General features: G+C 71.8%; 19 protein-coding genes and 1 pseudogene. 9 read left to right on the forward strand and 11 right to left on the reverse strand.

Annotated features, from left to right (window positions below):
• Nucleotides 1–4: 4 nt before the first annotated feature.
• Entirely contained in the window at nt 5–691 is a 687-nt protein-coding gene (locus ACVDFE_RS24250) for a metallophosphoesterase family protein (RefSeq protein ID WP_360388849.1), read from the forward strand.
• Nucleotides 692–704: 13 nt separating this feature from the next.
• On the opposite strand, the pseudogene ACVDFE_RS24255 reads toward ACVDFE_RS24250, so the two are convergent.
• The 6 genes and pseudogenes from ACVDFE_RS24255 to ACVDFE_RS24280 all read right to left on the reverse strand — a co-directional run bounded on the left by ACVDFE_RS24255 (nt 705) and on the right by ACVDFE_RS24280 (nt 7253).
• Nucleotides 705–2304: pseudogene (locus ACVDFE_RS24255) on the reverse strand (PucR family transcriptional regulator).
• A 63-nt stretch (nt 2305–2367) separates the two neighbouring features.
• Nucleotides 2368–3786, reverse strand: coding sequence for an MFS transporter (locus tag ACVDFE_RS24260; protein ID WP_458431966.1), 1419 nt, complete (start codon nt 3784–3786; stop codon nt 2368–2370).
• A complete protein-coding gene (locus ACVDFE_RS24265) occupies nt 3783–4877 on the reverse strand; it encodes a hypothetical protein (RefSeq protein ID WP_458431967.1) in 1095 nt (364 codons plus the stop codon). Before ACVDFE_RS24265 ends, ACVDFE_RS24260 begins: the two co-directional genes overlap by 4 nt.
• A 213-nt stretch (nt 4878–5090) precedes the next feature.
• On the reverse strand, nt 5091–5882 hold the full coding sequence (locus tag ACVDFE_RS24270) for a creatininase family protein (RefSeq protein ID WP_458431968.1): 792 nt from the start codon (nt 5880–5882) through the stop codon (nt 5091–5093).
• Entirely contained in the window at nt 5879–6733 is an 855-nt protein-coding gene (locus ACVDFE_RS24275) for a hypothetical protein (protein ID WP_458431969.1), read from the reverse strand. Before ACVDFE_RS24275 ends, ACVDFE_RS24270 begins: the two co-directional genes overlap by 4 nt.
• A gap of 1 nt (nt 6734) precedes the next feature.
• Nucleotides 6735–7253, reverse strand: coding sequence for a hypothetical protein (locus tag ACVDFE_RS24280; RefSeq protein ID WP_360388833.1), 519 nt, complete (start codon nt 7251–7253; stop codon nt 6735–6737).
• Nucleotides 7254–7817: 564 nt separating this feature from the next.
• Here ACVDFE_RS24280 and ACVDFE_RS24285 point away from each other — a divergent pair.
• Genes ACVDFE_RS24285 through ACVDFE_RS24320 form a run of 8 tightly spaced genes read left to right on the forward strand, consistent with a single transcriptional unit; the run spans nt 7818 to nt 14194 of the window.
• A complete protein-coding gene (locus ACVDFE_RS24285; RefSeq protein ID WP_458431970.1) occupies nt 7818–8081 on the forward strand; it encodes an acyl carrier protein in 264 nt (87 codons plus the stop codon).
• Between the two features lie 33 nt (nt 8082–8114).
• Entirely contained in the window at nt 8115–9506 is a 1392-nt protein-coding gene (locus ACVDFE_RS24290) for an aminotransferase class III-fold pyridoxal phosphate-dependent enzyme (protein ID WP_458431971.1), read from the forward strand.
• The gene (locus tag ACVDFE_RS24295; protein WP_360388824.1) at nt 9500–10051 is read left to right on the forward strand and encodes an acyl-CoA thioesterase; all 552 of its coding nucleotides are present in this window, start codon (nt 9500–9502) and stop codon (nt 10049–10051) included. Before ACVDFE_RS24290 ends, ACVDFE_RS24295 begins: the two co-directional genes overlap by 7 nt.
• A complete protein-coding gene (locus tag ACVDFE_RS24300) occupies nt 9993–10433 on the forward strand; it encodes a 3-hydroxyacyl-ACP dehydratase FabZ family protein (RefSeq protein WP_360388822.1) in 441 nt (146 codons plus the stop codon). Before ACVDFE_RS24295 ends, ACVDFE_RS24300 begins: the two co-directional genes overlap by 59 nt.
• Nucleotides 10430–11536: a beta-ketoacyl synthase N-terminal-like domain-containing protein gene (locus tag ACVDFE_RS24305; protein ID WP_458431972.1), complete on the forward strand. Its 1107-nt coding sequence runs from the start codon at nt 10430–10432 to the stop codon at nt 11534–11536. The genes ACVDFE_RS24300 and ACVDFE_RS24305 overlap by 4 nt, the downstream gene beginning before the upstream one ends.
• Complete coding sequence (locus tag ACVDFE_RS24310) at nt 11533–12051, forward strand: beta-ketoacyl synthase N-terminal-like domain-containing protein (RefSeq protein ID WP_458431973.1); 519 nt, start codon at nt 11533–11535, stop codon at nt 12049–12051. The genes ACVDFE_RS24305 and ACVDFE_RS24310 overlap by 4 nt, the downstream gene beginning before the upstream one ends.
• On the forward strand, nt 12039–13385 hold the full coding sequence (locus ACVDFE_RS24315; RefSeq protein WP_458431974.1) for a class I adenylate-forming enzyme family protein: 1347 nt from the start codon (nt 12039–12041) through the stop codon (nt 13383–13385). The genes ACVDFE_RS24310 and ACVDFE_RS24315 overlap by 13 nt, the downstream gene beginning before the upstream one ends.
• Nucleotides 13382–14194: an LLM class flavin-dependent oxidoreductase gene (locus tag ACVDFE_RS24320; RefSeq protein ID WP_458431975.1), complete on the forward strand. Its 813-nt coding sequence runs from the start codon at nt 13382–13384 to the stop codon at nt 14192–14194. Before ACVDFE_RS24315 ends, ACVDFE_RS24320 begins: the two co-directional genes overlap by 4 nt.
• Before the next feature lie 15 nt (nt 14195–14209).
• Here ACVDFE_RS24320 and ACVDFE_RS24325 read toward each other — a convergent pair whose 3' ends face one another.
• The 5 genes from ACVDFE_RS24325 to ACVDFE_RS24345 all read right to left on the reverse strand — a co-directional run bounded on the left by ACVDFE_RS24325 (nt 14210) and on the right by ACVDFE_RS24345 (nt 19729).
• Entirely contained in the window at nt 14210–14719 is a 510-nt protein-coding gene (locus tag ACVDFE_RS24325; RefSeq protein WP_458431976.1) for a DUF4916 domain-containing protein, read from the reverse strand.
• A 4-nt stretch (nt 14720–14723) separates the two neighbouring features.
• Nucleotides 14724–15422: an NTP transferase domain-containing protein gene (locus ACVDFE_RS24330; RefSeq protein WP_458431977.1), complete on the reverse strand. Its 699-nt coding sequence runs from the start codon at nt 15420–15422 to the stop codon at nt 14724–14726.
• Nucleotides 15410–15949 carry an HAD family hydrolase gene (locus ACVDFE_RS24335; protein ID WP_360388802.1) on the reverse strand — a complete coding sequence of 180 codons (540 nt, stop codon included), beginning with the start codon at nt 15947–15949 and terminating at the stop codon, nt 15410–15412. The genes ACVDFE_RS24330 and ACVDFE_RS24335 overlap by 13 nt, the downstream gene beginning before the upstream one ends.
• 2 nt (nt 15950–15951) lie before the next feature.
• Nucleotides 15952–16683 (reverse strand): phosphotransferase family protein, encoded by a 732-nt coding sequence (locus tag ACVDFE_RS24340; protein WP_458431978.1) that lies wholly within the window; start codon nt 16681–16683, stop codon nt 15952–15954.
• A gap of 367 nt (nt 16684–17050) precedes the next feature.
• Nucleotides 17051–19729 (reverse strand): BTAD domain-containing putative transcriptional regulator, encoded by a 2679-nt coding sequence (locus ACVDFE_RS24345; RefSeq protein WP_458431979.1) that lies wholly within the window; start codon nt 19727–19729, stop codon nt 17051–17053.
• Nucleotides 19730–19938: the final 209 nt, after the last annotated feature.

Raw genomic sequence — 19938 nt, forward strand, 5'->3', positions numbered from 1 at the left:
TCGGGTGACGACTCTCCTGCACCTCAGCGACTGCCACCTCGACGGGTCACCGGAGCGGGCGGACCGGCTCCGCGCGGTGCTCGACCTGCTGCCCGCGAACCGGCAGCCGGACGCGGTCGTGCTCACCGGGGACATCGCCGACAACGGCGTCGAGCCCGAGTACGAGCAGTTCAGCGCGGTGATGGAGGGCCGGCTGCCGTGGCTCGCGGTGCCGGGCAACCACGACGTGCCCGCGCTGGTGCCGTCCGTGCCGGTGCTCGACGTGGGCGAGCTGCGGGTGATCGGCGTCGACGTGGTCGTGCCGGGGGAGAACCACGGCGTGCTGCGCGAGGAGGAGGCCGACCGGGTGGCCGCGCTCGCCGCGGGCGCCGAGCGGACGGTGCTCGCGTTCCACCAGCCCCCGATGGAGATCGGCCACACCTACGTCGACCCGATGCGGCTGCTGAACGCGGACGCGCTGGCAGCGCTCGTCGACCGCATCGGCACCGTCACGGCGATCCTCTGCGGACACGTCCACACCGCGTGCGTGGCGCAGTTCGCGGGCGTGCCCGTGCTCGTGGCGCCCGGCATCGTCTCCGCGGCGAACCTCGACGGCGACCACCCGACCGCGAACCGCGAGCACCCGCCGGGCATGGCGCTGCACCAGTTCACCGGGCACGGCATCGTCACGACGTTCCACTACGCGTGCTGACCGGCCCGGTCCGTCACACGGGACGCCACAGCCGCAGCTGCAGCATCGCCGCGAACCGGGCGTCCGGGTCGGTCAGGTCGAGCTTCGCCCACCTCGGCCAGGCGCCGCAGCCGGTAGCGGAACGTGTTGGGGTGCACGAAGACGGCGGCCGAGGCGGCGGCGACGTCGCCGAAGGCGTCCAGCCACGCGCTGAGCGTCTCCACGAGGTTGCCGTTGTGCCGGAGGTCGTAGTCGATCAGCCGCGCCACCGGGCCGGTGAGGGTGTCGCCGCGTTCGGCGATCAGGTCGGCCAGCTCCAGCAGCAGGCCCTCGCTGTGCACGTCGGACACCCGTGCGACCGCGCGCTGCGACCGCCCGGCGCGCAGCACCCGCAACGCCAGGTCGGCGCCCGCCTTGGACCGGGCGAGGGTCAGCCCGTCGGCCACCGGCCCGACGCCGACGACGACCCGGTCGCCGATGCGGGTGCGGAAGTCCGTGGCGATCCGCAGCGCCCGGTCCTCGGACTCGGTGGGCAGGATCGCGTAGGCGACGTCACCGACGAGCGCGGCGGCCGCACGCGGGTGGACGGCCGTGAGGTGCATGGCGAACGCGTCCGCGACCTGCTGGCGTTCGGCCAGCAGCCGGGCGTGCTCCGCCGGGTCGTCCACGTGCGAGTCGGCGAGCGCGAGGACGAGCACCACGCACTCCTGGTCGGTCAGCCCGAGCCGGCGCACCGCCTCCGCCGCACCCGCACCGCCCTCGACCGCGGTGCTGACCAGGTCCGCGCGCAACCGGCGTTCGACGTCGGCACCCGCACGCTGCCGCATCAGGTGCAGCGCCACGAGCTTGGCCGCGTCGCAGAACGCCAGCTCGCGGTCCGCGGGCAGCGGCGCCCGCACGGCCGCCCAGATCGAGCCGAGCACCTCGTCGCCCGCCCGCACCGCGACCGCGACCCTGGGCAGGCACACACCCCCGTCGTCGTCGGGCAGGTCCGAGATGTAGACGGGCTGGTCGCTGCGGTAGAGCCGGCGGAACACCCCGCGTGCCTCCAACAGCTGCGAGTACCGCGCGGGCACCTGCCGCCCCAGGATCGTCTGCACGCGCGAGGCGTCCGCCTGCTCCTGCCGCCCGGAGAACGCGAGCACCCGCGAGCTGCGGTCCTCGATCGTCACCGGCGCGCTGATCAGCGACGCGACGGCGTTGGCCAGCGCGAACAGGTCACCGGCCGGGGTGCCGCCCAGTGTCTCCGAGTCGGTGACCTCGCCCTCGGCCAGCAACGACCGCAGCAGCGCGGCCAGCTGCGTCCACGACGCCCCCGGCGCGAGCCCGAGCAGCGCCACACCGGAGCGGTCGGCCGCCGCGGCGACCTCGTCGGTCAGCACGACCGGGCCGCGCACGACGAGCCCGGCCGCGCCGAGCACGCCCAGCTCGTCGAGGCGGGCCCGCACGTCCGCCGGTTCCCGCACGCCGACGCCGAGCACCAGCGCGCGCGGCGGCAGCACCTGGTCGTCGTGCGGGTCGTCGATCACCACGCCGCCGATGCCACCGGCCCGCGCGGGGTCGCCGCGGACCAGGTCGATCAGCGTCGTGCCGAGGTCGTCGAGCACGCGGGCGAGGCCGGTTCGGTTGCTCACCCCGCCACCGTGCCACGGGAACCGTCTACAGAGGAATCCCTTGCGCGCCCGACGTCCGCTGCCTCACCGCACGGCACGCCCGGCACTCCAGCGAGCGACGACGGCGGTGGTCGACAGGACCAGAGCGGCCGCGACCCAGGTGATGCCGCGAAAAGCCCCGGTGAGCGCCTCGGCCGCGGCGGCGGAGCTCCGAGCGTCCAGCAACGAGGCCGATCCTCCGGCCCGCTCGCGGTAGAACACCGCGGTCACGGTGCCGAGGACGGCGATCCCCACCGCCGCGCCGGTCTCGTACGACACGGACTCGATCCCCGCGGCCGCCCCGGCCTGCTGCTCCGGCGCGGTCGTCATGACCAGGTCGGACGCGATCATCTGGACCAGGCCGTGGCCGAACCCGACAAGCACGAGTCCTCCCGCGAACACCACGTCCGACGCCACCAGCGCGTAGCCCGCCGCGGCGAGGGCCAGGCCACCCGGTACCGCCAGGCGTGCGCCCAGCCGCGGCAGGAGCCATCCTCCGATCGGGCCCGCGAGCACCGCCGCCACCGGCATGGGCAGCAGCCGCCACGCCGCCTCGGCCGGCGACAGACCGAGCGCCAGTTGCAGGTACTGCACCAGTTGCAGCTCGAACCCGACCATCACCAGCACCGGCAGCACCGAGATGACGACCCCGGCCCGCAACGGTGGCAGCCGGAACAGCGACAGGTCGAGCAGAGGGTGCTCCAGCACGCGCTGCCGGCGCAGGAACGCCACGATCGCCAGGACTCCGGCCGCGCCCGGTACGACCACCTCCGCCACCCCCACCCCGTCGTGGGTGAGAGCGATGACCGCGTAGGCGGTCCCCACCGAACCGATCACCGCCAGCACCGGCGACAACGCCTCCCACGGCCGCGGCTCCGGTTCCGGGTTGTTGCGCAGCACCAGCAGCACCGCCGGTACCGCCACCGCCACGACCGGCAGGTTGACCAGGAACGTCGAGCCCCACCAGAAGTGGTGCAGCAGGAACCCGCCGGCCACCGGCCCCAGTGCCGACGCCCCCGCCGCCACCGCGCTCCACCAGCCGATCGCGACGGCGTGCTCGCGCGGATCGGAGAACGTCTGCCGGATCACCGCCAGCGTCGCCGGGATGATCATCGCCGCTCCCACCGCCAGCAACGCCCGGCCGGCGACGAGCGCGAGCGGCGTGCCGGCCAGTGAGGAGAACGCGGAAGCCACCCCGAACACACCCAGCCCGATCAGCAGCAGCCGCCGATGACCGATGCGGTCTCCCAGCGGCCCGGTGACCAGGACCAGGCCGATCATCAGCAACGAGTAGACGTCCACCACCCACAGCAGTTCGGTGGTGGAGGCGTCGAGCGCCTCGGCGAGCGTGGGCACCGCGATGGTCAGGATCGTGACGTCGACGGCAGCGGGGAGGAAGCAGAGCAGGACCACCGCGAGCACCAGCCACCGCCTGGCAGCGCCGACACCGGTCGCCGACGTCACCGGAAGAGTCCCAGGGCCGTCCTGGTCTTCGCGATGAGGTCGTGCAGCTCGGCGATGCCGGGGGCGAAGAACATGCAGCTCAGTCTGCCGCAGCCGAGGTCGGTCAACTCAGCCGGAACCACCCCGCGGCCGGCGTGCCTGGGCGAGGCGACCAGGTTTCCGAGCTGCCGCAGCAGTTCCGGCAGCGTCAAGCCGGTCGGCAGACCGTAGAAGTCGTAGTTCGCGACGGTCGTCGTTTCCAGGTAGTCCGGCCCGATCAGCTCGTACCCGAACTCGTGCACGTGCGTGGACCCGGTCCGGCGGGCGTTGAGGTCGTGGGCGTACACGACGCCGTCGCGGGCGATCGCGTCGATGCCGAAGTGGCCTCGGTAACCGCGCCGCTGGAGCTCCCGCGCCAGCCGCATCCCGCCGTCGACCAGTGCCCGGTACCACCAGCGCGTGCGCAGCTCCCGCGAGGTGACGTTGCCGCGCAGGTGCGTGGCACCCTCGAACAGCATCTCGGTGGTGTAGCAAAGGCGTGGTTCCGCGGTTTCGGGCACCACGTACTCCACGGACGGGAACTCGACGTCGCCGTCGAGGAACTCCTCGACCACGACCGGTTCGTCCGCGTAGAACTGGCTGCCGGCCAGCGTGCGCGCCACGTGCTCGGCGGTGTCGCCCGGCTGGAAGATGAGCAGCCCGAGACTCGCCTCGCCCCGGTCGGCCTTCACGATGCACGGCGTCCCCGCGGCGAGCATCGCCGTCACAGCGGCCGTGACCGCCTCCTGGCCGGCGTGGTGCTCACCCGCCGGAACGCGGAACGGGCCTTCGAGCATGCCGAGATCCGCGGCGAGGTCGCGCAGCCCGGTCTTGGTGTCGGCCAGGTCGCGCAGGGACTGGTCCGGCGTGCTCTCCGGCAGCTCGGCGGTGACCCCGTGCCGTTCCCGCAGCACCTCGGCGAACAGCCACAGGTCGGCGGTGGTGGTGTGCGGGATGATCCGGATCCGGCGACCGGGGCCGGCGTGGTCCGCGAGCGCGGCCGTCAACGCCGGGTCGGCGATCATGTCGGCGAACAGCGAGCCCGTCGACCGCGACGGCCACAGGTTCACCACCCCCGGGAAGCTCCAGGAACTCCTGGTGCCAGGCCAGGTCGCCGATCGGTTCGTAGGTGACGAGCACCTTGTCCAGCGGGCCCCAGAACAGTGCCTGGTCCTGCTGGGCGTAGCACTCGGCGAGCAGCGCATCGACGTCGTCCGCGCGGATCGCGAAGTCGCGCAAGGTGTCCACGGCGTTGCACACGCAGACGGTGGGCACGTGCTGATCGGTCACGGTTCCTCCTCGGACGGTGTGCGCAGCAGTCCGTCTCCTCGGGACACCAGGTCGACCGCGGACGACACCACGTGCCAGAACAGCTCCTCACCGAATGACGCGGAGGCGCCGGAGGTGCTGGAGAGGATGCCGTGGGTGGTCGTGGTGGTCACGTCCGCGGGGTGGAGGTAGACGCCTGCGCGTGGCGGGTGGTCGTGGTCCAGGCGCAGCCCGGACACGAGGTCGGGGCGCAGGAACAGCATCAGGCTGGTCTCGGTGAGCCCGGCGTGCTCGGCGTGCCAGCCGGGGAAGGCGGGGACGCGCTCGGCCAGCCAGCTGTCGTCGACCAGGCTCCACCAGCTCAGCGCCATGAACTCCTTGCCGTGGGCGGCCGGGCGCCTGGCGACGTCGTCGAGCGCCTCGAACACGAAGGGCTCGTTCTCGAAGTGCCCGTTGACGACCAGCAACCTCTTGAACGGCAACGCGCACAGCGATTCCAGCGCGTCCACCAGGAAGTCCAGCAACGACCGCCCGCGCACGTGGACGGTGCCGGGGAACGACAGCCCGCCACCGCTCTGCGGTAGCGACCGGGCCGCGATGGACTGCACCGGCAGCGTGAGCGCGGTGAGCTCGTAGGCGATCTGCTGGGCGAACGCCTCTGCCAGCACGAAGTCGACGGACAGCGGCAGGTGCGGCCCGTGCTGCTCGATCGAGCCGATCGGCCACACGACCGTGCGCCCCGCGGTGGCCTCGACCACCTCGGCGCTGCTGACGTCGCAGAGCCGGGGCCCGGTCGACCGGGGCGTCACGACGGCACCCGCCGGGTCCGGTCGAGCACCTCGGTCTCGGTGACGATCCTGGTCAGCGTCGGGTAGAGGTCGGTGTGCAGCGCGGTGTAGACCTGGGCGGCGCAAGCGCCGACCCGCAGGTAGTCGTGCACGTCCCGGCCGGACTCGACACCGCCGGAACCGAGCACCGGCAGGGTGAAACCCGCACGCCGCAGGCGCCAGATCGAGGCGAGCACCAGCGGTTTGATGCCGGGGCCGGAGTACCCGAACGTGCCACCGAGGCGCAGCAGGCCGGTGTCGGGATCGACGGCCGCGGCAGGCAGGGTGTCGCTGAGCGTCAGCGCGTCCGCGCCCGCGGCCTCGGCGGCCGCCGCCCTGGCCGGCAGCCCTTCGCCGCTGGCGAGCTTGACGGCGAACGGGATCGTGGTCGCGGCACGGGCCGCCGCGGTGTAGGCGTGGACGCGTTCCGGGGTGTCCTCCAGGCCGTCCTCCTCGTTGAGGCACGAGATGCCCAGCTCCAGGGCGCGGCAGCCGGTGCCCTCGACCTCGGCGGCCAGCTCGGCGAGCTCCCCGGGGCTGTCGGCGTGCAGCGAGGCGATCACCGGCAGGCCGTCGGCCGCCATCCCGCGCAGCACGGAAAGCCAGTGCCCGACAGGGCGCTTGGAGTAGGTGGTGCTGTTCATCATGCCGGTGGGCAGCCGGATGATGCGCTCGTCGAGGCCCGCCGGCGGGCTGGGGTGGATGGTCTTGGTGACCACCGCGCCCGCGCCCGCGTCCAGCATCCTGCGCAGGGTGCGTTCCTGGTCGGTGAGCAGTCCCGAGCCGACCAGCACCGGCGACGTCACGTCGATGCCGAGCACGGTGGTGCCCACCTCAGGCCGCCGTCCTGGCCCGGCCGAGGGCGGCGAGCACGCCGTCCACCAGCAGGCCGGGCGCCTCCGCGAACTCGGCCGCGGACAGGAAGACGGCGTCGGCGACCCGTGCCAGGCCTTTGAGCAGGTGGCTGGCCGAGTCGGCGAAGGGCTGCTCGGTGATCCCGACGATCGGGCGGCCCAGAGCGCTGGCCCAGCCCAGCTCGATGTGCGTGCCGTCGGTGCGCAGCAGGGTGCCGTCGGCGAGTACCGGCAGCACCGGCACGAACACGTCGCACGCGCGCATCCAGCCGAAGTCGCGTTCGGACACCTGGTCCGGGGTGAAGTCCGCGGTGGTGACGCCGAAGCGCTCGGCGACGTGCGCGGACAACACCGCGCCGCCCGCCCGCTCCACCTGGTCGATGGCCGCGTGCAGCCGGTCGCTGACCGCGCCGAGCATGCCGCCCGGCACCAGCGCGTGCTGGATCGGACCGCCGACGAACACGGTGGCGCCCGTCAGCGGGCGCGAAGGGGGAACCATTCCGGCAGCTCCTTCGGGTTTCGCGATGCCGGGCCGCGGGAGTCGGCGGGTATCGCGATCCGGTTGACAGAAGATGTGGGCACTGAATTGCCCGTTCGGGCATTGGTGGGTGAGGCGCGAGAGAGTGGCCGCGGGGACCGCAATTGCGGATCGCCTGTCACGGCCTTCGTTGTCCACAAGGCCTCGGCCTCGATCAGGCTGGCACGAGTCGTCGATAGCCGCAACATCAACCACGAACACTTTTAACAGCAATGGAATCCGCTGCTCAACAGTAATCAGGGCTTCTACGTGCGCAAACAGTGGGTCCACAAAGGAGTTATGAAACCTGAAAAACACCCGTTCGGATCATATATGAGACCGATTGAACTATGAAAAGTCCTAGTACACCCCACTGGGCGTTGACCGTCGGCGAAGTCGATGCGTAGCTTCAGGGCATCGAGCTGCGCGCGACCATTACCGGCTTATTCCACCTCATTGAGCCTGAGGTCTGACAACTCGCACGCACGACGACACAACCCCTCCCGGAATTGGGTGAAACCCCCGGAAGAAGTAGGGAAACTGCTCATGAATTCGTTGCAGACGATCAAGCGCATCCTGTCCGCCGACGTGCTGGTCGAGATCCCCGAGGACCGGATGGGTCTCGACGACCAGCTCCGCGAGGGCTACGGCATGGACTCGCTCGGGTTCGTGGAGCTGCGCGTGCGCTGCGAAGAGGTCTTCGGCGTGGAGATCGAGGACGGGGCACTCGCCGGGCTGATGACGCTCGGTGACGTCCTCGCCCTGGTCGAGCGGCTGGCCAGGGCGCAGCACTCGACCGCGGGCGCCTGACCCGCCCTGGACCACGACACGAAAGGGCGACCAGTGGCCGCACCTGTTGATCATCCCCGGACCGACGAGGTCACGGCGCGTCTGCTGCGCGGCACCGACCTGCACCTGAACCACTACGGTGCGCCCCGGTTGCCGTTCGCCTGCACCGGCGGACGTGGTCTCGAACTCGACGTCATCGACCTCACCCCGGAACACCGGGGCAGGCGGATGCGGTTGCTCGACGCCAGCGGCGGGTACGCCAGCGCCGCGCTGGGCGTCGGCCACGAGGTGGTGCTCCGGGCGCTGGCGCGCGGGGTGACCGGAGCAGGCAGTGCGACCGACGAGCTCGGTTCGCTGGAACGCGCGGAGCTGCTCGACCGGCTGTTCGGCCCTGGCGGGCTGTGGACCGGCCACTTCCCCACCGGCGAGTACCACGTCAGCGGGCGCAACTCCGGGTCGGAGGGCAACGAGCTGGCGCTGCGGCTGGTGCTGGAGTCGCGGTACGACCCACGCCGGCTGCGCCGCCGCCCCGGCAAGGAGCACCGGGACACCGTCCTCGCCTTCGAAGGCGCCTGGCACGGGTGGACCGACGGGCTCGTGCCACTGCTCAACCGCCGCCACTACCAGGCCGGTCTGCCGGGACAGGCACCGCCCGAACACGGCGGGGTGCGCGTCGAGCACCTCCCCTTCGGCTCCGCCGAGGCACTGACCGGGTACTTCGCCGCCCACGCCGACCGGTTGCTGGCCGTGGTGGTCGAGCCGGTGCAGGGTGACGCGGGCGTGCTCCGGCCGCCGCCGGGCTACCTGCGCGGGCTGTCCGAGCTGTGCCGGGCGGAGGGCGTGCTGCTGGTCGCCGACGAGGTGCTCACCTTCGCCAAGACCGGCGACTGGTTCGCCATGCGCGACGACGCGGGCCCGGTGCCCACCGACGTGACGGTGATCGGCAAGTACCTGGGCATGGGGGCGGTCTCGACCTCGATGGTGATCGCCCGGCGCGACCTGACCGTGCGCGCGTCCGGTGCGGTGGCCACGTCCGACCTGCGCCCGCTGACCTGCGCGGTGATCCGCGACGGGGTCGAGCACGTGGTGGCGGAGGGCCTGCTGCCGGCTTCGGCGGAGGTGGGCGCGCACCTGGCGGAACGGCTGCACCGGGACCTGGTCGAACGGTTCCCCCGCTTGTTCACCGAGGTGCGCGGCACGGGCGTGATGCTGGGCGTGGAGCTCACCGCGGAAGCGGGCACCCGGATCGGCGCGCTGCGCCGGGCGCTGCTGGACGCCGGTGTCTACGTGGAGTTCATGGCGGGAGCGGGCAGGCGGTCCGGCGGACTGCGGTACGTGCACCCGACGATGCGGGTCGCGCCACCGCTGATCACCGGTCGCGCCGACGCCGACGAGATCGCCGCCCGGCTGGCCGCGGGCACCGAGGCGCTGCTGGCGGCGTGGTGAACCCGTCGCTGCGGACCCGCATCGAGCACGTCGACACCGACGCGACCGGGATCGTGCACTTCTCCCGCTACACCTCGCTCATGGAGACCGCGGGCACCGAGTACCTGGAGGAGCACGGCGCCGGGCTGACCGCGTTCACCGCGACGGGGATCGACGTGGTCCTCACCGACCTGCGGGTGCGCTACCTCGCCAGTGCCGTCCACCGGGACCGGATCGTCGGTGAGGCCAGGGTGGCGCAGGCCGGCGCGGCCCGGCTGCGCCTGGCGGTGACCCTGTCGCGCGAGGAGCCCGGCGGCGCCCGCACCCCGCTGGTGTCCGGCGAGCTGACCTTCGGCGCGGTCGATCCCGCGACCCGCCACCCCGTCCCGCTCCCACCCCCGATCCGAGCCATCCTGAAAGGACTGCACGCGGATGCGCAACTCCACGCAGCTCCCGGCACCGGCGCGCACGGCGCGACCGCTGGGCATCTCCGAGATCAGCCGCCTGGTGCGCGGACGGCACCCGAGGCTGTTCATCGACCGGGTCCTCGACCACGAACCGGGTGAGTTCCTGCACAGCATGTTCGCCGTGTCGGCGGAGATGGGTGCCCTCTCGGGACATCTGCCCGAGCGCGGCCTGGTCCCGGGGGTGATCCTGCCGGGCAGCCACACGATGCAGGCGTTCGCGCAGTCGGGGGTGCTGCTCTACCAGCTCAGCAGCTCACCCCTGCAGGAGGACGAGGTCACCCTGGTCGGCACGGTCAAGTCCCGCTTCCTCGCCCCGGTGGTGCCGGGTGACCAGGTGGTGCTGGACGTGCGCGCCGACCGCCTGTCCGGGTCCACGTTCACCTTCTCCGCCACCGCGAAGGTGCAGGGGCGGTCGGTGGCGGGCTTCCGCGGTGCGATGAGCAGGGCGAAGGTCGACTCGTCCGGCGGGCACCTGTGGTGAACCCGGTCGTCACCGGCATGGCCTGGGACACACCGCTGGGTGACTCGCTGGACGGGGTGTGGACGCGTCTGTGCGCGGGGGAGTCGGGAGTGGCACCGGTGCCCTCCGCGCACCCGCTGCGCAACGCCGAGGCGGCTCTGGTCGACGACCTGCCCTACGACGGCACACCCGGTGAGCGGCAGCGCGCATTGGCCGCACGAGTGCTCCTGGCCGCGTTCGCCGACGCCGGCCTGTCCCCGGCGGACTCCGGGGTGGGCCTCGTGCTGGGCACGAGCTTCGGCGCGGCCCTCGACGAGGAGGAGGAGTCGCTGCACGCCTGGGCCGACGACGCCGTCGCGGCGATCGGGCACCCGGTCGCCCCGGTGTGCGTGGCCACGGCGTGCTCGGCGGGATCGGACGCGATCGCCGTGGCGCACGCGCTGGTGTCGTCAGGTGCGCGGCGGATCTGCGTCGCGGGCGGGGTGGACGTGGTGACGGAGGCGAAACGCCTGGGCCACAGCGCGTTGGGCACGATGAGCCCCACCGGTTCGCGCGCCTTCGACAAGACCCGTGACGGCATGGTCCTCGGCGAGGGCGCCGCGTTCCTCGTCCTGGAACACCCGGACTCCGCACGGGAACGCGGCGTGCGGGTGCGTGCGACCCTGGCCGGCGTGGGAGCGGCGAACGACGCCACCGGCCTCACCGCTCCGGACCCGACGGGCCGCAGCGTGGTCCTGGCCCTGCGTCGCTGCCTGGCCTCGGCCGGCCTCGGCCCCGCCGAGGTGGCGGTGGTGAACGCGCACGGCACCGGCACCGCCCTCAACGACGAGGTGGAGGTGACCGGTCTGCGCGAGGTCTTCGGCGAGCGAAGCCCGACGATCTTCGCCACCAAGGGAGCACTGGGCCACAGCCTCGGCGCCAGCGGGGCGATCGAGGCGGTGGCGACGATCCTGGCCCTGCGCGAGCGGGTGGTTCCCCCGATCTTCGGCCTCCGCGAGCCCGCCTCCTCGCTGACCTTCCCGGTGGGGTCGGCGGCACCCGTCACCGCGGGCGCGGCGGTGAGCACCACCCTCGGCTTCGGGGGCTTCGACACGTGCCTGCTCTTCACCGGGGAGGCGATGTGACCACGCTTCCCGCCGGGACGACGGTGGTCGGCTCGGCCACCATCACCACCGGCGACCTCGCCGAGCACACCGCCAACAAGCCCTCGTTCTACGCCGACCCCGCGGCCTGGCTGGTCGCCGCCACGGCGCACCGGGCGCTGACGGACTCGCCCGCCGACGTCCTGGCCGGAGCCGAGGACACCGGTGTGCTGGTCATGAGCGCGAACGGCAGCCGCGACACGCTGCGCGCCATCGCCCGTTCGCTGCCGAGCGTCTCACCGCTGCGCTTCGCGGGTGCCAACCCCGGCGTGCTGGCGGGCCTGCCGTGCCTGCGCTGGGGCTTGCGCGGCCCGTCGCTGCTGCTGGCCGCGCACCCGGACGCGGCAGCGGGCGTGGCGTTCACCGTGGCCGACGGCTGGCTGCGCACCGGCCAGGCGCGGCACGTGCTGCTGATAGGACTGCAAACCGAACCGGGCGGCCACCTCTGCCGGTGCCTGGTGCTCAGCACCGAGGAGGTGCCACCGTGCCCGAGTTGACGTTCGAGGGCGTCGCGGAGTTCATCGACCGCACCCGGGACGTCGGCGGTCGCTCCGGCCCGGGACTGGCCGAGGTCCTCGGGGACCTCGACGGCCTCGGCCTGGCGCCGGGTGACGCCGTCCTGCTGGCGATGACCAACGGTGTCGACCTGGTGCGGGTCCACCTGGCGACACTGCTGCTGGGCCTGGTTCCGCTGGCGGTGTCGCCGGGAACCCCTTGGGAACGCGTGCAAGCGCTGGCCGGACACGTGGGCGCGCGGGTCGCCGTGACGACCCGGCTGGTGGGCTCCGGCGGGGGCAGGCCCGTCGGCGGAGCCACCGCGCTGTCCACCGGGGCGGCGGGCATCCGGTACGAGCCGGGCGAGGTGCTGCTCTCGACCTCCGGCACCTCGGGCATGTTCAGCGCGTGCGTCCACCGCGTCCCCTCCCTGTTGCGCAACGCCGTCCGTCACGCCGGGGCGACGGGACTCACCTCATCGGACGCGGTGCTGGCGAACCTGCCGCTCTACTACTCCTACGCGATGGTCGCCCAGGTCCTCGCGGCGTACTGCGCGGGAGCACGGCTGGTGATCTCGGGTCCGCCCTTCTCTCCCGCCGGCTACCGCGACGCGGTGTCGAAGCACGGGGTCACCCACTCGGCGCTCACCCCGACCGTGGTCCGGCAGCTCCTCGCGGACGGAGCGGGTCTGCCGCCGGTCAGGGCACTGGCCGTCGGCGGGGATCGGCTGGCCCCGGCGGAGGTGGCCTCCCTCCTGGCCGCCAGACCTCACGGGGAGCTGTACCTGACCTACGGTCTGACCGAGGCAGGCCCCAGGGTGTCCACGCTCGCCGCACACGCGGAGCCGACGCACCGCCACGACTCGGTCGGCCTGCCGCTGCCGGGCGTCCAGGTGTCGTTGCGCGACGTGCGGGACGGGGTGGGCGAACTGCTGGTCACCTCGGACACCGCGCTGATCCGCCGAGTCGGCCCGCGAGCGGCCAGGGGCCTGGTGGCGCCGGGTGTGATAGCCACCGGGGACGCCTTCTCCGTCGTCGACGGCTACCTCAGGTTCAAGGGCAGGCTGTCGGACTTCGTGGTGCTCAAGGGCGAGAAGGTCTCCCTGGCGACGGTTCGCCAAGCGGCCTTCGCCATCCCCGGCGTGGTCAGCTGCACCCCGTCGGTGATCCAGGGCGACGACGGCACCCCGGTCCTCGACGTGCACCTGGGGATGACCGACCCCGCGCCCGGTGCGGAACGCACAGCCCTCCGAACCCTCAACTCACTCCTCCTGCCGGCCGAACGCCCCCGTTCGGTCCACGTACGGCCCGCCGACCCCTCCGCTCTCCGAAAATGAGCCTCCGCCTGGGCGTCACCGTCCCGGAAGGGCTTTCCGGCAGGGAGCTGCGCGAGTTCGCGCGGAAAGCGGAGTCGTTGGGGTACGACCACCTGTCGGTGGCGGAACACCTGTCGTCGCACACACCGGCGTACGAGTCGGCGACCCTCGTGGCCCACCTCGCCGCGGTGACCACCAGGATCGAACTGTGCACGTGCATGCTGATCCTGCCCCACCGGCCGGTGGTCCTGGCGGCCAAACAGGCCGCCCAGCTCTCGGACCTGGCCGAGGGCCGGCTCCGCCTGGGCGTGGCCGCGGGCGGCGACCCCGCGGAGTCAGCCGCGCTGGGTCTCGCCCCCGCCACCCGCGCTGCCCTGTTCGGCGAACAACTGGCGGCCCTGCGCCGTTTGTGGACCGGTGACGAGGTGAGTGCCGAAGGTGCCCACGTGACCTTCGGCCCGGTCACCCTCACCCCTCGCCCGACCCACCACATCCCGCTGTGGCTGGGCGGAGGCTCTCTTCGCACGGCAGGACGACCCGGCCAGGAGGTGCTCCTCCGAACAGCAAGGCACGCTGACGGCTTCACGATGTCGCGGCTCCTGGCCAACAGGGTCGAACGCGGCTCACGAGTGGTCGAAGCCCTCCGCGGAGCACTCAGCGCGGTGGGTCGCGATCCATCGGCCTTCGGCGTGGAAGCCCGCCTCCTCCCCGAACGGACCCCGGACTGGAGAACGCAGGCACGTTCCTGGAAAGAGGCAGGAGCCACCCACCTCACCGTCACCACGGACGACTCGGACCTGCTCGCCCAGGTCATCGCTGCGATGAGGTGATCGCTCCACGCGTCGTTACGACGGGTGAGCAGCCAGGAGGCGCGGTACGAGGAGTTCTTGCCCGAAACCGAGGGAGTCACGATCGGGGATCGCGTCGGGCGAGAACCAGCGGAAGTCGATGGCCTTCCCGCGAGGACGCGGGTCACCCGACATGACACAGGTGTAGGTGAGGGCGACGGCGTGCTTGCGGGGGTCGAAGAACTCGCCGGTGTCCGGATCGGGGAAGTACTCCACCACTTCCTTCAGCTCCAGGGTGTCGAGGTCGAGTGAGACCCGGTCACCCAGCGCCCAGTCGAAGACCCTCTCGACGGCGTTCGGCAGCGGTTCGCCGTGCTGGACCCCGCCGCCCACGAGGCACCACCGACGGCGGCCCCAGAAGGTGTCGCGGAGCATCAACCCCACCAAGCGCTCCGGCCCGGGGTGGATCGGCAGCACGTCGACGCACAGGATCGGGATCTTCTTGGTGATCTCGTCGTACTCGGCCTCGGGAATCCACTTTCCCTTGGCGGAAGAACTGCTGATCATGACGTCATTCCTCGATGGGTGTGCTTGCCGGAAGCCATGCGGCGGGAACGCCGATGTCCACAGAGGACACCGGAACGAGGGTGGCCGGACCCTGCTCGTTGAGCAGTGGCCCGATGGGGACTTCCTGCTCCGCCGCGTCCGCCTCGGTTCGCGTGCTCCGGATCCGGCGCTCGATGGCGGCCTTGATCTCGTCGGTCCTCAGCTTCAACGGGCCGACCCAGCAGGGCAGGAGCTGCTCGGGCTGGGCTTCGTCACAAGGGAGTTTTTCGACCCAGCTGCCGCTCGGGGTCAGGTACGTGAACCGTTCGGCTTCGGCAGGACGCATCAGCACGACACCGACTGCCGGAGCGGCGGCCTGCGCGATCTTCTCCGCGTCCCGGACGGACACCACGTTGTCGCCGAGGAGGACCTGGACCTCGGGCGAGGTGACAAGTCGAAGACCCGTGAGGAGCGCGTCTCCTGGTCCGTTCGGCTGACGCTGGAGGACGATCTCCGCCGGGAGGTCGCCCAGCACCTGGCAGAGGAGCAGCGCGTTCTCCGGGGCGGCGACGATCACGGTCCGCCCACTTGAGATGCGCAACGCCGTCCGGACGAGCCGGCGGATGAGGGGTTCGCCATCAACGATGACCAACGGCTTGAAATAAGGCGGTGTGATGTCCTTGAGTCTGCTGCCGCGTCCGGCGGCGAGGATCACGACATCCATGCCGTGCTGATCTCCTTGATCAACTCTGCCTCGGTCTGGTCGCGGAAGTGCACCAGTTTCCACGTGCTTCCTCCGGTGACCTTGACGCCCAGGTCGTGGTTGTCGTCGACGTACACGCCGCCCGCAGGGGAAATCCCGTCGAGCGCTCTCCGTTTGCCCGTGCTGTCCAGATCGGTTCCGGCCAGGAACCCGCTCAACGACGGATCGGCGGAGTCGAGCGTCCTCCGCACGACTTCGCGGGTGCCGGAGGTGATGAACTTGACGGTCCATCCGCGGGAGTGCAACGCGCGGGCGGCTTCAGCGCCCGCGAGCGTGGCGACCCTGGTCTCGCTGAGCAGGTCGAGGTGAGCCTGGGTTTTCTGGTCGTGGACAGCCTGGGCGCGCAGGAGGTCTCCTCCGCAGAGCTCGGGAAGCCAAATGCGCCATGAACTGCCCCAGAGCCGGTCGGGCAGCTCGATGCCGACCTCGGCATAGGCTCGCCGCACGATCTCCCGGGTGTCGACCAGCACCCCGTCGATGTCGAACACCGCTACAGCCGACATGTCGCCGCTCCGATCAAGCTGTCCACGCATTCCTCCAGGAGGTGCGTCGCCTTCCGGGCCGAGACGTACACCATCGAACGGAGGAGGTGCACGATTCCGAAGTACAGAGCGGCGGTCAGGTCGTCGTGCGACAGTTCCGCCATCGAAATGATCACGTCGAGCGGGACGTCGTCGGGCGCCGGCAGTTCGTAAGTCACCCGCTCGTATCCCACGCAGGACTGGAAAATTCGGCCGACGTCCAGGGCGATCACGTCGGGAAGGCCCGGGGTCGACGGGATCGGATCGGTCAAGACCATCGAACCGTCGCGAGCGAAAAGAACGTTGTCGAAGATCGGATCGCCATGGGTGAGACCCCGGGACAGTCGATCCCATTCTATTCGGTCGCGAAGCTGGTCGAACACGTCTCTCCTGCGCCCGGTCAGCGGTGCTGTGATGGGGGACAGGCGATCGGCATGTGCCGCCTCGTCGAACTCAGCCTCTGGAGTCCGGTGCCAAAGACTGGTTTGCAGCAGCTGGATGATGGACGTCGCAAGCTTCCGGCCGTCGAGCAGCTCAAGGGGGACCGTGTCGAGCCGGTCCATGGTGTACCCCCACCGCGCGTTGTTCCGGAAAACACCGTGAACCTTCGGCAGGGCTTGATTGCTGTGTCGTAGAATCCACTCGCCTTGAGCGACAACGCGGCTGCCGAGCGCGGTGTTCGGCGGGCCGTACTTGATCACCTGGTCTTGGAGTTCCGGTGCGATGTCCGCGCCCGATCGGCCCCGTTGGTCCGGCACACGGCAATGCGGCTCCGGTCCCGGTGAACTTGATGACCCGTAAGTCTCGATGATCCTGCGTACTGATGCCGGCTCGCGTGCTGCGGTGTTCAATCATGACTCCGTGCTTGCGGGAGTCCAGGCTGCTGCCCGGTGTCCGTCTTTCGACTATTTCAAAGTTCCGGGCGGTCGCCAGCGAAGTCTTGTCTTGCTACCCCTCTGTGCTCGTTCCGTTGCCCTTCTTGCTCGGATCGCCGATGGGGCCGGACCGCGATCCGCGGTTTCGTCCTTTTCGTTGTCAAGGTCCCGCAACTGCACGTGCCCGGTGCGGTCACAGCGACGCGAGCCGCTGCTCCAGCGCGTCGGCCTCCGCGAGCCCGCGCCCGCGGAACACCTCCAGCGCCTGCGTCCACGCCTGCCGCGCCCCCGTCCGGTCGCCCTCGGCGGCGAGCACGCCGCCGAGGCGTTCCAGCGTGACCGCCGCCTCGAAGTGATGGCCGACCTTCCAGAACATGTCCGCGGACTCCCGGTAGGCGACGGCGGCCTCGGCGGGTGCGCCGCGCTGCTCGTGGATGTAGCCGATGCTGTCGAGGGTCTCGCCGACGCCCGCCCAGCGGCCGGCCGCGCGGTGGATCGGCACGGCAGCCGCGCAGTGGGCGAGCGCCTCCCCGTACTCGCCGAGGTTGGCGCAGATCCAGCCGAGGTTGTTCAACGCCAAGGCCTCCACGCCCGGCTCGCCGGAGGCCCGGTAGAGCTCCAGGCCGGTGCGCGCGTGCTGCTTTGCCCGCCGGTAGTCGCCCTGCTGGCCCCAGACGCGGGCGAGCACCAGCTGGGCGTGGCCCTCGGAGAGGGGGTCGCCGAGGGCGGCGCTGGTCGCCGCCGACTCCTCCAGGTGGGCGAGGGCCTCGGTGTTCAGGCCGGCGCGGGCGCACATGTGACCGAGGGTGTGCAGCAGGCGGGCCGTGATCGACTGCTCCCCGGCGCTCTTCGCGGCGGCGACGGCGAGGCGCAGCACCTGCAGCGGCTCGGCGCGGTGGCCCTGCTGCCAGTGGTAGGACGTGGTGGTGGAGGCCAGCGCCCACACCCGGCGGTGCCAGCCGTGGTCGGCCGCGATGCGCTGCACCGCGAGGACCATGGCGTGCTCGGCGTCGAACCACGCGAGCGCGGACTGCTTGTCCGCCAGCGGGACCGGCACCACACCGGGTGCCGGGTCGGGCAGGTCGTAGGGCGGCCGGTCGGGTTCCAGCAGCCGTTCGCCGATGTGCGCGGTGTGCAGGTAGAGGTCGACCAGCCGGGTCAGCGCGGCCTCCCCGCCGGACACGGGCTGTTCGCTGGCGTAGAGGTGGATCAGGTCGTGCATGCGGTAGTGGCCGGGACCGGTGCGCACGACCAGGTGCGCGGCCTCCAGCTCCGCCACCGCGGCCGAGGAGTCCGCCGCGGCCAGTGCGTCCAGCGCGGCGACGCTCAGGTCCACGGCGGGCGCCAGCCCCACCAGTCCGAAGAGGACGGACGCCGGCGTGCTCAACGCCCGGTGCGACCAGGAGATCGTGGCCCGCAGGCTCAGGTCACCGGTGTCCAGCGCGTCCAGCCGGGCCGACCGCAGCTCGGCGGCGATCTCGGCCAGGCGGAGGTTCGTGCGCACCGCGGCACGCGCGGCCACGATGCCCAGCGCCAGCGGCAGACCACCGCAGTGCCGCACGATGTCGGCCATCGCCTCCGGCTCACGCGCGCCCAGCCGGGCCGTGAGCAGCTCGAACGCCTCGTCGTCGGTCAGCACGTCCAGCGGCATCGGCACCGCGCCGTGCGTGGCCACCAGCCCGGTCAACGGCTGCCGGCTCGTGACCAGCGTGCGGCACGACGCCGTGCCCGGCAGCAGCGGCTCGACCTGGGCGGTGTCGGCCGCGTTGTCCAGCACCACCAGCATCCTGCGGTCCGCGACCGCGCTGCGGTACATCGCGGCGAGCGTGTCCACGTCGTCGGGCAGGCTGTCCGGCGCGGTGCCCAGCGACGTGAGGAACCCGCGCAGCACCACGGCGGGCGCGGTCGGCGCCGCCGTCGGGTCGAAACCGCGCAGGTTCACGTAGAGCTGCCCGTCGGGGAACTCGCCGGCGTGCCCGTGCGCCCAGTGCAGCGCCAGCCACGTCTTGCCGATCCCGCCCGCGCCCCGGATCGCCGTGATCAGCACGGTGTGCCCGGCCGACAACGCGTCCAGCTCGTGCACCCGGCCCTGGAAGTGCGCCGGTGCCAGCGGGAGCTGCCGCGGCACGTCCCGCGACGGTGCCTCCGCCGGTGACAGCAGCCGCCGGTGCAGCTCCCGCAGTTCCTGGCTCGGGTCCACGCCGAGCTCGTCGACCAGGTGCCGGCGCAGGGTCTCGTAGTGCGCCAGCGCCTGCGCCTGCCGTCCGCTGCTGGCGAGCGCCTCGATCAGCTGGTGTGCGACCCGTTCGTCCAGCGGCCTGGCCGCGGCGAGCGTGCTCAACGGCGCCACCAGCTCGGCGTGCCGCCCGAGCCGCAACCGGACGTCGTGGTCGTCCAGCCGCACCGCCAGCCGTTCCCCCTCCAGCGCCTCGCGCACCGCCGCCGCCCACGCCGAGTCCACGCCGGTCAGCGCCTCACCGCTCCACAGCCCGAGCGCCTGCGCCAGCAGATCGGCCCGCACCTGGTCCAGCTGCCCGGCCGAGTCCGCCACCAGCGCGCGGAACCGGTGCAGGTCGATGCACGCCGGATCGGTCCGCAGCACGTACCCGCCCGAACGCCGCGCGAGCTCCACGTCCCGCGCCCCGGCCAGCACGACGCGCAGCCGTGACAGGTAGCTGTAGACGGCGTCGCGGGGCTGCCGCGGCAACCGCTCGCTCCACACCCGTTCGACCAGCGCGTCGGCCGACACCGTCCGGTTCGCGTCGACGAGCAGCGCCGCGAGGACGCACCGCACACGTGCGTGCTTGATCGGTACCGGCTCACCGGCCACCGTGACGCCGACTTCCCCCAGCAGTTGAAACCGTGCTCCCACCGATGCCCTCCCCCCAGTGAGTTCGTGTCTATCAGACCCGTGACAGGTCCGTGCAAGGTCGGCCGAGCAATGTTCGCCCCGGCTCGGGTGTCAGAGGGAGGCATCCGGTGGCACTGGGGGCTTTGTCATGCACAGACGTGTCGTTGTCGCGCGCCGTTTTCTCGCTGTTGTGGTCGTGTTGCTGCTCATCGCATCCGGTTCGACCGGTT

This window comes from Lentzea chajnantorensis, from assembly GCF_054300775.1.